A 12,432-nucleotide genomic window follows, 5' to 3' on the forward strand; every position below is an offset into this window, starting at 1 on the left:
GCCGTGACGACCATCGTGCTGGACCGTCGGTGCGGCGCCGCGGACCTGCGCGTCGCCCTCGACGCCGGAGCGCCGCACCCGCGGGTGATCATGCCGGCCGGCGAGACCCGCCGGTTGGCCGAGGCGCTGGCCGACGCCGGCGAGGTCGTGCCGCTGGACCTGTTCGACGAGGTTGCCGTCCCGCCCGGCGCGGACCCGGCCGGATCGCCGCCGTGGCGGGAACCGGATCGCGACCGCGCGGCGGTGGTGCTGTTCACCTCGGGCACCACCAGCCGGCCCAAGGGCGTCGTGCACTCGTTGAACACCCTCACCGCCGGCTCCGACAACCTGGCCCTGTGCACGAGCGCCGACCAGGACGCGGTCGTGTTCCTCGTCAGCCCGCTCACCAGCATCACCGGGCTGCTGCAGCTGCATCTCACCGCGGATCGCCACGCCACCCTGGTGCTGGAGGACCGGTTCGACGCGCAGCGGACCCTGGACCGGCTCAACGCCGCCCGAGCCACCGTGCTCGGCGGCGCGCCGGTCATCGCCGAACGGCTGTTGCGGGCGGCCGCCACGACCGACCCGGCCCCGGGCCCCACCGGGCCGCGTGGCATCAGCCTGCGGACGCTGGCACTCGGCGGGGCGATGCTGCCACGCCCGCTGCTGGAACTCGCCACCGACAGCTTCGGAATCGACATCGCCCGGGTGTACGGCTCCACCGAGGCGCCGACCTTCGCCGGCAGCCTGCCGGCGGACCCGCGCGAGCGGCGCCTCGCCGACGACGGCGCGCTCCTGCCCGGCGGCGAGGTCCGGCTGGGCTCGCAGCAGCATCCGCAGGAGGGCCTGCTGCGCGGCCCGTGCCTGTTCCTCGGCTACCTCGACCCCGCCGACGACGCCGTCGCGTTCGAGGACGGCTGGTTTCGCACCGGCGACCAGCTTGAGCTGCACGACGGTCGGGTGACCGTCGTCGGTCGGCTCAAGGAGGTGGTCAGCCGCAACGGCCTGAAGATCTCCATCAGTGAGGTCGAGGCCACGCTGGCCGACCTGCCAGGAGTCGAGGAGGCCGCCGCGTTCGGCATGCCGGACAGCACCACCGGGGAGCGGCTCGCGGTCGCGGTCGTGGCGGCCGACGGCGCCACGGTCACCCTCGCCGACGTCGTGGCGCACCTGCTCGGCCACGGGACCGCGACGCGCAAGCTGCCCGAGCAGCTCGTCCGCTGGGACGGGCCGCTGCCACGGACGGCGTCGGGCAAGGTCGTGCGCTCGCGGCTGGTGATGGAGACCCCGGGCAAGGACAGTGATCTGGGCGCCCGACTGGCCGCCGAGTGAACAGGGGGAGGGCGTCGTGACCGAGGTCGCGGTGCAGGATCAGCTCGCGGTGGGCGCGGTCCTCGCGCGCTACTGCCACCGGTGCGACGACGGCGACTTCGCCGGTCTCGTCGCGCTGTTCACCGCCGACGGCGAGTTCGCCTACGGCGGCCAGACGTTGCGCGGCCCGGCCGAGATGATCGCGTTCTTCGAGCGTACGCAGGGCCGGCCCGAGCAGCGCGGCATGCACCTGATGGTCAACACGGTGCTGGAACCCGCCGGTGCGGATCGGGTCCGCTCGACCGCCGACTTCGTGTTCCTGCGCTACACGGACGACCGGCTGGCCCCGGCGATGGCCGGGCGCTACCTCGACGACCTCGTCCAGGTCGACGGGGCGTGGCGGATCGCCCGCCGTGAGGTGCGCCTGCTCGACAAGCCACCGTCGCTCTGACGTCCCCACGCCCTCCAGGAGGAGCTGTGTCGCTTCCCTCGCCCGCCGATCAGGTGGCCATCGGTGACCTGCTGGCCCGGTACTGCCTGACGCTCGACCTCGACGACGTGGCGGGCTGGGTGGCGCTGTTCACCCCGGACGCCAGCTACCTGGTCTACGGACGGTCCTTCGACGGGCACGACGCGCTGCGGGCGATGATGACCGCCGCCCCCGGCGGACTGCATCTCGGCGGCCCGCCTGTCATCGACATGCTCGGTCCGGACGACGCCCGGACCACGCGCAACCTGCTGTTCGTCGACCGCTCCGACGGCGTCGCCCGCCATGCCGTCTACACCGACGAGCTGGTCCGGACCGCGGCGGGCTGGCGCATCAGCCGGTGCCGCTGCCAGTTCATCACCGCCGAAGGCCTCTCGGACCGCCCTGCCCGGACGAGGAAACCGGCCTCGGACAGCGCGTGAGCGCCGCGAAGAGCTGATCGGACGGGCCGGCGGTGGGGGGCGCCGGACCGGGCCGCGGTGAGATCCGTACCGTCACCCGGTCAGCCGGCGTGGCGGCGTACTCCGATGGCGTTCGCCCACAGCATGGTCAGCTGCTCCACTGCGGTGTCCAGCTCGAAGCCGGAGCTGTTCTCGGTGTTGAACAGCAGGTCGGCGAAGTAGTTGACCATCCCGCCGAGCGCCTGGGCCGCGTAGGCGGGGTCGATCTCGGCGTCGGCGAGGCCCGCGTCCTGCAGCATCCTGGTCCGGCGTTCGATGGCACGGGCGAACGCCTCGTGGCGTTGCAGCCGGATCCGGTGCACGTCCTCGTCGAAGGTGGAGACCTCGAAGATGACCTTCATGATCTTCGCGTTCGCGGCGTACGTCTGGAGGTAGTGGCGGTTCGCCCGGCGGATGCGCTCGACCGGGTCGGTGCTGGCGGGCACCGGATCGGGGCTGAGCAGGTCGAGCTCGACGGAGTCGACGACCTCGCGGAAGATCTCCTCCTTGGAGACGAAGTACGTGTAGAACGAGCCGTGCGAGAGTCCGGCGACATCACAGATGTCGGCGACCCGGGCGTGCAGGTAGCCGTCCCGTTCGAAGACCGTGCGGGCCGCGCCGAGGAGATCCCCGCGGGTCTGGCGGCCGCGCCGGGTGCGGCCGGTGCCACGCCGAGGGTTCGCCTCGTCGGCGTCGCGCCGGGGGCGGGTGGCGCTGGGCAGCGCGCGTGCCGGGCTGGCTTCGGTGTGCTCAGCCACAATGGCATCCTCTCGGGTGTTCGACGACGGGTTCCGCCGGCTCGCGCGGATTCCGACGACCGGGTAGCGCAATCACGGACACTGCTGATCTCCTGGCGGTGCGGTGTGGGGCGGCCGTCCGCCGTGGGCCCGCGCGGCTGACGCCGCCCAGGTGGGACCACGGCTCGCCCCGCCCGTTGCCGCCGGTCATCGGTTGCCCCATCTCCCAGACAGGCATCGTGCCACCAACTGTCAGGTCGACGTCAACATCGCAGATGTGGTGGCTGCCACGATTGCGGGGACAACCCGCCCCGCTCCGGTGCTGGTCCCGGGGCCCCGACCGGACGCGGTGGCTGCCAGGCGCGGCCGCTGGCGGCGGGGCACGGCCTCAGGTCGCCGCGGTGCGTGGGAAGTGGGCGGCGACCTCCTCGGCGCTCCCGCCCGATCCGCTCACACTCGGCGTCCAACGCGCGGCTCAGCTCGCCGATCCGGTCGAGGGCGTAGGTCGGGACGTTCCAGACGTCGGCGTAGCGGGCCACCAGCGGCAGCGTCCACCTCGGCCCCACGCCGCCGAGGTGGATCCGTGGCCTCGGCCGCTGGACGGGCCCCGGCAGATTGGGCAGGTCGTGGACGGCGTAATGACGGCCTTCGAAGGTGGTGCGGGGCGCGGCGAACATCCGGGTGATGATTTCCAGCGCCTCACCGAGGCGCTCGCCGCGCTCCCGCGGTGTGCCCCAGGGGAACCCGGCCTGCAGGTGCTCCTGCTCGACCGAGCCGCTGCCGAGACCCAGCTCGACCCGGCCGCCGGAGATGACGTCGGCGGTGGCCGCCATCCTTGCGAGCAGCGCGGGGTGCCGGAAGTTGTTGCAGGTGACGAGGTGTCCGCCGCGCAGCCGGGTGGTCCGCGCGAGCAGGGCCGTCGCGAGCGTCCAGCCCTCCAGGCTGGGCACCGCCGGCAGGCCGGGGGCGTACAGGTGGTCGAACAGCCAGAACGCGTCATAGCCGAGGCGTTCGCAGGCCAGCGCCCGGTCAAGCATGAACTCGAAGTCGAGGGCGACCTGCGGCAGGTACACGCCGAACTCGATGCCCGGCTGCCCCGCGGCAGCCGGGCTCGCCCCGGCGGCGGCGGTATGAGCGGTGTGGGCGGTGGCCAAAGAAGATCGGCTCCCTCCGGCGGGCAGGGCGGCCAGGCCGACTAACGCGACGGCGGTGAGCCCTCGGGGCAGTAATGGTAGATCAGCCGGATCGAGGCTTCCAGCCGCTCGTACACGTCGTCGATGGTCAGCCGCTGCATGATCCAGTTGCGCATGGCATGCTCGAACACCGCGCTGACCGTTCGCACGATGGCGTTCTGGTCGGCGTCGAGGGGGCCGCCGAGAGTGTCCTCGACCGTCTTGTTGAACACCGACCGGGTGGAGCTCGATATGGCTGCCGCGTACGGGTCTGTCGTGTCGTGGAGAATGGTCATGAACCGGAAGAATCGCGGCTGGAGTTCGAAGGCGCTCGTGACCTGCCGGAATACCTCGCTCAGCCGTTCGGCCTCGGTGGCGCCGGCGGGGACGAACCTCTCCAGTTTCACCTTCAGAACGGACTGCCACTCCATGAAGGCGACCGCCAGCAGGTGTTCCTTCGAGGCGAAGTACCGGTACAGTGTGCCGAGGGCAACGTTCGCGTCCCGGGCCAGATCGTTGATCTTTATATCTTCGTAGTTGTTGCGGGCCAATGATCGAAGTGCGACCTTCACGATGCGCTGACGCCGGGCAAGCTGGTCGTCGCTCAGCGTCTCGGGCGCCGGAGGACCAGCAATCTGCACGGCGAGCATCCTTTCCTGCCGCGCTCCGATGATTCATGTTCGGCGCTGCATGTCAATCTTTTGTGCACATTTTATCATACTGGATTCCAGGATTATGGCAAGCGATTTCTCCTGTCGTGGGCTGAGAAAGAATCTGTGGCCGCGGGAAGCAGCTGGACGTGCTGGCCAGAGGCCTGTTCTCAGGCAGCGGCGTGCGCGTTTGCCAGCAGTGCCTCGTTGGGATTCTCCGGCAGTTCGGTGAGCGGACGGGTGATCTCCTCGACCGTCGGCCCGAGCAGGGAGGCCGGCTCGGCGAGCGCCGCGAGGTCGAAGCCGTACATCTTCGCGACGTTCTCGGAGAGGACCTTGCGTAGCTCGGCCTGCGGCCAGTCGGCGAACAGCTGGCGCAGGTGCAGCGTCGTGTAGGGGTAGGTGCCCTCGTCGTGCGGGAAGTCGCTGCCCCACATCAGCTTGTCCACGCCGAGGTGGTCCCTGGCCGCCGCGATGTCAGGGACGTGGGGGAAGCTGACGCCGAGCCAGACGTTCTGCTGGAAGTACTCGGTCGCGGACTTCGGCAGCCGTTGATCCGGGGAGAAGCGCAGCTCACCTATCGCGCGGTCGGTACGGATGCGGTGCAGTGTGGAGTCCCACTGCCTGAGCAGCGGCGGCAGCCACGCGCAGCCCTGCTCGGTCATGACGAGCTTGAGTCGGGGAAAACGCTCGAACACCCCCGACAGCAGCATGAACGTCAGCGGACGGTGCGAGAAGAAAGAAATCTCCGCGGTCATGACCAGCGCCGATGAAGAGTGCCTGGAGTACGACGGCAAGCCCTGTCCTCCGTGCACGTTCAGCGGGATCTCGAGGTCCTCGCACACCGCCCACAGCCGGTCGTAGTCCGGGTGGCTGAGTGGTTTGATCCAGTCCACGTGCGGCGGGACCGGCGGGAGCAGTACGCCGCCCCGCAGGCCGTGCTCCTTGATCCAGACCGCGTCTTCGATGGCGTCGTCGATATCGTTCAGGAAGATCTGCCCGACACCCGCACGACGCTGCGGAAAGCGACTACAGAAATCCTCGAGCCACCGGTTGTGCGCGTGGATTCCGGCCCGGCGGTGCGCGTAGTCCGCGGGTCGGCGGGTCGGCGAACAGCACGAAACTGGGGAAGAACGGCGGCACGGTGTTCGGGAAGATGACCTCCCCCACAACGCCGTCCTCGTCCTGCTGAGAGTTACGAATCCCGTCATCCCAGTTGCGCAGCCGCCGGTAGTCGCCGAGGTCACTGAAGGGATTGCGGTACTTTCCGCGCCAGGCATCGAAGTCCTCGTGGTACGCGGAGTCGAGGAACTCGCGGTACTGGACGTGACTCCCGCCGGCATGGGTGTCGGACGAGATGATGGTGTAGCGGGCGTCGGCCGGAGAACTGGCCACGTCGACGGTCCTTTCTCGGCAGGATGGGTGCGGCCCCACGGCGGGTGGGCGTGGGTGGATCGGCGCGGCGGGCTCGCCGGCGACACCGGCGGCCGGCGCCTACCCGTCCAACCGGAGCACGCGCCGGGCGTTTTCGCTGAGGAACTTGGGCCAGACCGTGTCCTTGAACGGCACGTGCTCCATGTCGGTGAAGATCCGCTCGAGGGTCAGGCCCATGGGGAAGTAGCCGCCATAGATGATCTTGTCGGCGCCGCGGGTGTTCGCGTAGTCGATGATCGCCTTCGGGTAGTACCTCGGCACGAACGCCGTGGTCGAGTAGTACAGGTTCGGCCACTTCAGCATCAGCTTCACGGCCAGTTCCTCCCATGGCTCGCAGCCATGGCGGGTGACGAAGACCAGGTCGGGGAAATCGAACATGACGGCGTCGATCCGCGAGACCTCCTGTACCGCGGACTTCACCCGCGGACCCGCGATGCCGGCGGTACAGAAGATCGGGATGTTGAGGTCCACGCAGGTCTGGTAGATCGGGTACATCTTCGGGTCGTCGATCGCCACCTGCGGGAACGTCCCGGCTGGGAAGGCGCCGAGCGCCCTGATCCCATACTCCTCGTAGGCCTGGCGGACGGCGCGCACGCTGCCGCTCACGTCGTTCGGGTCGCGCAGGCTGCCACACGGGATGAATCGGTCCGGGTGGTTCTTCAGGGCGAACGCGGTGGCCTCGTCGGCGACGCTGACCAGACCGATCTCGATGCCGTACCGGTCCATCTCGTGCAGGGTGACGGAGACCGGGTCGTGGGTCGGGAGGTCCTTGGGGACTTCCTTGAACATGTACTCGACCGGGAACTCGCTCTCCTGGGAGCCTTTGTCCTTGGTCTGCTTACGGATGAAGTCGTACTGGTCGAATCCCTCATGCGGGAAGCCGATGAGCGTGTCGACGATGGGAAGGCCGGCGGGCATAGCCATGAACAGGCTCCTCTTTGGGTATGCGGGAAACCGTTGAAATATGCGTGACCCCGCCGCGGACGCTGCTTTGACGAGACTAGAACGTAGCTTCAGTCGAGTCAACTCGATGGTTGCTCTTGGCTCAATGCCGTGAAGCTTGTTTTGATCTTGCGGGTATTTGATCACGCGGTGGGTGGGGCGAGTAGGTAGAGGCGGACCGTGGCGGGGCCTGGGTGGCGGATCGAGGCGGGTTCGTCGGGTTTCTTGACGCGGTAGCTGGTGTGTCGGGCGCGTTTGGCGACGCGGGGCAGGTGCGGTGGCGCCGGGGCGGGTTGAGCCTGCGGGTGATCTCGGTGTGGAAGGCGGGGAGCTGGGCGTTCCAGTCCTCAGGGGGAATGTCCGCCGTCCCGGTGGCGGAACGGCGGACCAGGCGCGGGGTCCGGGCGAATCCGACCCGGTCGGGGTCGATCTCGGCGGCTTCCGCGGCGCGGGCGATCAGGGCCGCGAGCGCGTACTGGACGACCAGCCAGGACCACATCTCCTGAACGGCCAGGTCCGGCGGCCGGGACCGCGGTACTTTTCCGGGGCCGCGGAGATGGGTCTTGAGCTGGTCGTTGGAGGTTTCCTCCTCCCAGCGCTCGTTGTAACCGGCGGCCAGTTCGTCGGCGCGGGCCTGCGCCGGGTCGAGGATCGTCGTGAGCAGGGCGACCAGTTCGCCGGTGCCGTTGCCGGCGCGGTCGGGGATGTCGTACTCGACGACCCGGGCCAGGTGCGCCTCGTCCGGGTCGAGTTCCCCGCCGGCCTTCGCGGCGGCGAGCAGCCGCTCGCGGCGCCGGCCGCCCGTGATCTCCGGGTTGATCAGCACGGTCAGAAACGTGCCGTCGGCCAGGACCTGCACGACCGGCAGCCTCAGCCCGGTCGGGGCCGGCCAGATCAGGTCCGCGCCGGTACCGGCGGCCAGCGACCAGTTGGCGAACGAGTAGAAGGTGATCGAGATGGATTCTTGACGGTTGGTGAGGGAGGTTCTAGTCCGGCGGCCCGAATCGAGGAACTGGTCGTGGCCCGCCTGCCGCCGTTCCTCTCGACGTCCGAGCGAGATCTGTCCGTCTCTCGGGAACTGTCGCTGGGCGGGTCCGCCGGCGCCGGAGGGCAGGAGTCGTCGTGTCCTGGTCGTCGCGTGGCGGACCTGGGACGTCACGTGCGGACAGCTGCTTTCGGCGGTGGTTCGACCAGCGACGAGACGAGGTCCGGCGCGCGCGGTGTGGAGAACGCCTTCCGCCTCGGCGGCCGATCGACGACAAGATCGAAGAGCGGGTTGACGGGTGCACGGAAAGCGGCCAAACTCAAATCTGACATCAATTTTAATTTTCATCGAGAGCGATGTCGATCTTCTGTGTCAACCATCCACGCGAAGCACGATTCTCACTGGGAGGCGCTGCGTATGACTGCGATCCTGCAAGGGGTCCGCGTCCTCGAGGTGGCCGAGCACACCTTCGTTCCCGCGGCCTCCGCCATGCTCGCGGATCTCGGCGCCGAGGTGATCAAGATTGAGCACGTCGAGCGCGGTGACGCGATGCGGGGCCTGGAGTCCACCGGGATGGCGGCCATCGAGGGCAACGTCCACGCCCTGCTCGAGCACTCCAACCGAGGCAAGCGCAGCCTGGGTCTCGACCTGACCTCGCCCGACGGCCGGGAGATCCTTTACAAGCTGGCGGCGACGGCCGACGTCTTCCTGACCAACAAGCTGCCGCGGGTCCGGACCAAGCTGCGGATCGAGGTGGAACAGCTCCGTGCGGCCAATCCGAAGATCATCTATGCGGCCGGGACGGGGCAGGGCGAACGCGGGCCGGACGCGGACAAGGGCGCCTACGACTCGCTTGCCTTCTGGATGCGCGCCGGGACGGCGATGGGGGTCATGCGACCCGAGTACGACCTGATCCCGAACCCGCCCGGCCCCGGCTGGGGGGACTCGGTCGGCGCCATCACCATCGCCGGTGGCGTCATGGGGGCGCTGTTCCACCGGGAGCGCACCGGGGAGCCGACGACGGTCGACATCTCGCTGTTCGGCACCGGGCTGTGGGCGATGGGCCAGGCCATGGCGCTGTCCCTGCTGCGGAAGGAGCCATGGCTGGCGCAACCGGCGGACACGGCCACGGCCAATCCGCTGGTGGGCAGCTACGCGACCAGCGACGGTCGCAACATCATGCTCACCTGCCTGCAGGCCGGCGCGTACTGGCCGGCGCTGTGCGAGATCCTCCAACGGCCGGACCTCGTCACGGACCCCCGCTTCGCCGACCACGCCTCGCTGATCGCCCACGCGCGGGAGGCGAAGGCGATCCTCGAGGAGCTCTTCGCCCAGGCGCCCCTCGACGAGTGGCGACGTCGCCTGGAGCCCTTCATCGGGCAGTGGGCGGTCGTCCAGCACACCCTGGAGGCCGCTGCCGACCCGCAGACCATCGCCAACGGCTACATCCAGGACTGCGTGACGGCACAGGGCACACCGTTCCAACTCGTGGCGGTACCTATCCAGTACGACGGCGAGCCGGCCGTCCCGACGCGGGCACCGGAGTTCAACGAGCACGGCGACGAGATCCTCGCCGAACTCGGCCTGGACTGGGACACCGTCGTCGACCTGAAGGTCCGCGGCGTCGTCGCCTGATCCACCCACCGGGCCCCTGTCGCCGCGGGGCCCGGTGGCCAGGTCCGCATGTCAGCCTCGACGTACCTCGCGGAACGGGATCTGGCGGTCCAGGGCTGGCTCGCGGGGCATGCCGAGCACCCGTTCGCTGATCACGTTGCGGGCCATCTCGGACGTGCCGCCCCCGATCGACCCGACCTGGCGGATGAGGAAGCCCGTGCCGATGTCCGCCGTCGCCGGGTCCCCGGCGTCCCAGGCGGCGCCGTCCGGGCCCACGAGCTCGAAGGCGATCGAGGTGGTCCGCTCGTTGGCGACGGCGTGGAACAGCCGGCCGACCGCCGCGGACTGGTCCGACACCCGCCCGCTGGCCATCGCCGCCGCGAGCCGGTCCGCCAGCGCGCGGCCGGTGACCGCGAGGGTGTAGGCCTCCCCGACGAGGTCGCGGGCCAGCGGGTCGTCACCGCGGCCGGTCGCCTGGGCCAGCGCGAGCAGGCTGCCGGTGTCGCTGCCGTGGCCGCCGCCGCCATGGGTCGCGTAGGGCGAGCTCATGCCGAGCCGCTCGTGATACAGCCAGCGGACACCGACGGACCAGCCGCCGTCGACCTCGCCGATCCGGTAGGTGTCGGGAATCCGCACGTCGGTCAGGAACTCCTGGCAGAACTCCCGCGAGCCGCTGACCAGCTCGATACGGTGGACATCGATCCCGGGAAGATCGATGGGGAACATGAAGACGGTCAGCCCGCGGTGCTTCGGGACATCCCAGTTCGTGCGGGCGAGGCAGAGCGCCCAGTTGGACCACCACGCGCCGGTGGTCCAGATCTTCGAGCCGTTGAGGACCCACTCGTCGCCCTCGCGCACGGCTGTCGTGACGGCCCCGGCGACGTCCGAGCCACCGCTGGGCTCGGACAGGAACTGCATCCAGAGCTCGTCGCCGCGCAGGATCGCCGGCAGATGCTGCTTCTTCTGCTCCTCGGTGCCGAACTCGAGCAGCACCGCCGCGCACTGGGCGATCGACGGCGACTGCAGGCGCATCGGGTGCTCGTAGCCGCGCAGCTCCTCGTTCAGTACGGCCTGGTGCTCCGGGGTGAGGCCCTGACCGCCGTACTCCCGGGGGAAGCAGATCCCGGCCAGCCCCGCATCGGCCAGGAGACGCTGGATCTCCTGGTCGCGGGCCACGGCGGCGAGTTCGTCGGCGTCGCTGCGCCCACCGCGCAGGCCGCTCGCCATGCTCTCACGGGCCGGGCCGAGGTGCGCGCGCACGAACGCCCGGGCACGCTCGCGGAAGTGGGCAAGGCTCTCGGTTCCGGTCGTACTCATGCTTCCCCATCCCACGCTTCGGCGGCTGGTCGGTGCGGCCGGCGGGTCTCGGACCGACCCGAGGTGGTCCTGATCGACCGTTGCACGCGCGACATCCGGTCGCTACTGTCAAGCTAGATTGAAGTTGACATCGATGTAGATACTAGCAGTGGCGGCGGCCAGCGGTGGTGGCGAACCACAGCACTGCCTCAGGACCAACAGGGAGCCGTACATGACCGAAACCAGCGAGCCGGCTCCGGGCGTTGTCGCGATCTCGGGAGCGGGGACCGGGATCGGACAGGTCACCGCGCGCAGGTTCGGCGAGCTGGGTTGGCGGGTCGTCATCGGCGGACGCCGCGCCGAGAAGCTCGCGCGGACCGCGACGCTGGTCGAGGAGGCGGGCGGCTCCTGCCTCGCCCACGACCTCGATGTGACCGACGCGGAGTCCGTGGACCGCTTCTTCACCGCGGCCGAGGACAAGTTCGGCACCGTGACCGCGGTCATCAACAACGCCGCGACCGGCCGGTTCGGCCCGCTTGAGGACTTCACCCCCGCCGAGATCGACGCCGAGATCGCCACCAAGCTCACCGGTGGGCTCTACATGGCCCAACGCGGTGTCCGAGCACTGCGGGCCGCCGGCAGCGGCGGCGACATCCTGTTCATGACCTCGCTGAGCGCGGCGAAGGAATGGCTGCACCACATTCCCTACGCGGCCGCCAACGCCGGGGTGGAACACGCCGCCCGGATGCTGCGCCTGGAACTCGAGGGCACCGGTATCCGCGTCACGGCGCTGCGCTGTGGCGAGACGATCGGCACCGACTTCGGCACCCGCGAGGGGGAGAACGGTCGCGGGCTGGCCGCCTACCAGCTGTGGTTCCGCCGCGGTCTGCTCCGCCACGCCGGCATGATGACGCCCGACGTCGTGGCGGGCGCCATCGTCGCGGCGGTCACGCTGCCGGCCGGATACCAGTACGAGACCCTGACCGTCACCCCGACCGCGCCAGCCGGCGAGCTGCCCGTCACCTTCGAGTCGTGGGGTGCGGACGTGTTCGGCCGCCACGGCTAGTTCTGACCGTCCGCGGGCCGTCCGGCACGCCGTCGGCACGCGGGCCCGCTTCGTGAGGAGAGGTTTCTTGTCCCGGTTCATTGACTATCCCGTGTTCGACGCGGACAACCACATGTACGAGACGACCGATGCCTTCACGAAGTACCTGCCGGAGAGCCACGCCGGTCTGGTCAAGTACGTGGAGGTCAACGGCCGGACCAAGATCGCGCTACGTAACCAGATCAGTGAGTACATCCCGAACCCGACGTTCAGCGTCGTCGCGCCGCCTGGTGCGCAGGAGATCGAGTTCCGGCTGAAGAACCCGTCGTCGAAGACGAAG

13 protein-coding genes and 1 pseudogene are annotated in these 12,432 nt (G+C 69.5%); 6 read left to right on the top strand and 8 right to left on the bottom strand.

All coding sequences use genetic code 11. From position 1 onward, the window contains the following. The 3 genes from MXD58_RS09715 to MXD58_RS09725 form a co-directional block, all read left to right on the top strand. A partial coding sequence (locus tag MXD58_RS09715; RefSeq protein WP_250609221.1) for a class I adenylate-forming enzyme family protein occupies nt 1-1,311 on the top strand: 1,311 nt, incomplete at its 5' end. A gap of 16 nt (nt 1,312-1,327) precedes the next feature. After that, nucleotides 1,328-1,741, top strand: a complete 414-nt coding sequence (locus tag MXD58_RS09720; RefSeq protein ID WP_248839856.1) for a nuclear transport factor 2 family protein — start codon at nt 1,328-1,330, stop codon at nt 1,739-1,741. A gap of 26 nt (nt 1,742-1,767) precedes the next feature. Continuing rightward, on the top strand, nt 1,768-2,199 hold the full coding sequence (locus MXD58_RS09725) for a nuclear transport factor 2 family protein (RefSeq protein ID WP_248839857.1): 432 nt from the start codon (nt 1,768-1,770) through the stop codon (nt 2,197-2,199). A gap of 80 nt (nt 2,200-2,279) precedes the next feature. On the opposite strand, the gene MXD58_RS09730 is transcribed toward MXD58_RS09725, so the two are convergent. The 7 genes from MXD58_RS09730 to MXD58_RS09760 all read right to left on the bottom strand — a co-directional run bounded on the left by MXD58_RS09730 (nt 2,280) and on the right by MXD58_RS09760 (nt 8,311). Next, nucleotides 2,280-2,975 (bottom strand): TetR/AcrR family transcriptional regulator, encoded by a 696-nt coding sequence (locus MXD58_RS09730; RefSeq protein WP_248839858.1) that lies wholly within the window; start codon nt 2,973-2,975, stop codon nt 2,280-2,282. A gap of 242 nt (nt 2,976-3,217) precedes the next feature. Further along, complete coding sequence (locus MXD58_RS09735; protein ID WP_248839859.1) at nt 3,218-4,108, bottom strand: LLM class flavin-dependent oxidoreductase; 891 nt, start codon at nt 4,106-4,108, stop codon at nt 3,218-3,220. 41 nt (nt 4,109-4,149) lie between these two features. After that, entirely contained in the window at nt 4,150-4,776 is a 627-nt protein-coding gene (locus MXD58_RS09740) for a TetR/AcrR family transcriptional regulator (RefSeq protein WP_248839860.1), read from the bottom strand. A gap of 170 nt (nt 4,777-4,946) precedes the next feature. Continuing rightward, nucleotides 4,947-5,843: an amidohydrolase family protein gene (locus tag MXD58_RS09745; RefSeq protein ID WP_248839869.1), complete on the bottom strand. Its 897-nt coding sequence runs from the start codon at nt 5,841-5,843 to the stop codon at nt 4,947-4,949. After that, a complete protein-coding gene (locus MXD58_RS30670; RefSeq protein ID WP_248839861.1) occupies nt 5,806-6,171 on the bottom strand; it encodes a hypothetical protein in 366 nt (121 codons plus the stop codon). The genes MXD58_RS09745 and MXD58_RS30670 overlap by 38 nt, the downstream gene beginning before the upstream one ends. A 99-nt stretch (nt 6,172-6,270) precedes the next feature. Then, entirely contained in the window at nt 6,271-7,134 is an 864-nt protein-coding gene (locus MXD58_RS09755) for an amidohydrolase family protein (protein WP_248839863.1), read from the bottom strand. 121 nt (nt 7,135-7,255) lie between these two features. Continuing rightward, a complete protein-coding gene (locus MXD58_RS09760) occupies nt 7,256-8,311 on the bottom strand; it encodes a hypothetical protein (RefSeq protein ID WP_248839864.1) in 1,056 nt (351 codons plus the stop codon). A 243-nt stretch (nt 8,312-8,554) separates the two neighbouring features. Between MXD58_RS09760 and MXD58_RS09765 the strand changes: the two genes are divergently transcribed. Then, nucleotides 8,555-9,772: a CaiB/BaiF CoA transferase family protein gene (locus tag MXD58_RS09765; RefSeq protein ID WP_248839866.1), complete on the top strand. Its 1,218-nt coding sequence runs from the start codon at nt 8,555-8,557 to the stop codon at nt 9,770-9,772. A gap of 51 nt (nt 9,773-9,823) precedes the next feature. On the opposite strand, the gene MXD58_RS09770 is transcribed toward MXD58_RS09765, so the two are convergent. Further along, entirely contained in the window at nt 9,824-11,068 is a 1,245-nt protein-coding gene (locus tag MXD58_RS09770; RefSeq protein WP_248820346.1) for an acyl-CoA dehydrogenase family protein, read from the bottom strand. Nucleotides 11,069-11,279: 211 nt separating this feature from the next. On the opposite strand from MXD58_RS09770, the gene MXD58_RS09775 reads away from it, so the two are divergent. Continuing rightward, the gene (locus MXD58_RS09775) at nt 11,280-12,113 is read left to right on the top strand and encodes an SDR family oxidoreductase (protein WP_248839867.1); all 834 of its coding nucleotides are present in this window, start codon (nt 11,280-11,282) and stop codon (nt 12,111-12,113) included. A 112-nt stretch (nt 12,114-12,225) separates the two neighbouring features. Continuing rightward, nucleotides 12,226-12,432: pseudogene (locus MXD58_RS09780) on the top strand (amidohydrolase family protein); the annotation flags it as partial.

The sequence above is a fragment of the Frankia sp. AgKG'84/4 genome (assembly GCF_023242965.2).
Classification (GTDB): Bacteria; Actinomycetota; Actinomycetes; order Frankiales; family Frankiaceae; genus Frankia.